At 64.1% G+C, this 576-nt stretch carries 1 protein-coding gene; it reads right to left on the bottom strand.

The window, feature by feature from the left end:
* The coding region (trpD, locus tag FY251_RS20775; RefSeq protein ID WP_148416850.1) for an anthranilate phosphoribosyltransferase at window positions 1-576 on the bottom strand (576 nt) is incomplete at both ends.

Raw genomic sequence — 576 nt, 5'->3', positions numbered from 1 at the left:
GCCAGTGACGATGCCACGGAGGTCGGCGGCGTTCTCCTCGGGTGATCCCCCGGAGATGGTCTCGATGTCGTGCATTTCAAGCCCTATATCCTCCGGAGTGATGGTGTACTCCTCGATCCGGTCGCCGGTGACCTCCGCGACAGCCGTCTCGCCGTGGATGGCGATCTCGTCGAGGCCGTCACCGTGGACAACCAGCGCTCGTTCGACGTCCAGTCGGGCCAGCGCCTCTGCCATCACGGGCACGAGGTCCGGGTCGTAGACACCAAGCACCTGCGCGTCCGCGTCAGCGGGGTTCGTCAGCGGGCCGAGAATATTGAAGACTGTACGCATCCCGAGTTCCTGGCGCGGGCCGATGACGGCCTTCATGGCCGGGTGGAACACGGGAGCGAGCATGAAACCGATGCCGTCTCGTTCGATAGTCTCCTCGACGGCCGGCGGTTCGGCCTCGATGTCGACGCCGACTTCTTCGAGCACATCGGCACTCCCCGAAGATGAAGAAACAGAGTAGTTGCCGTGTTTGGCGATGGGGACGCCAGCCCCGGCAGCGACGATGGCGCTCGTTGTCGAGACGTTGAT

Source organism: Haloferax sp. KTX1 (genome assembly GCF_902410085.1).
Lineage (GTDB): Archaea > Halobacteriota > Halobacteria > Halobacteriales > Haloferacaceae > Haloferax > Haloferax massiliensis.
This window is presented reverse-complemented; position numbering and strand designations above follow the sequence as displayed.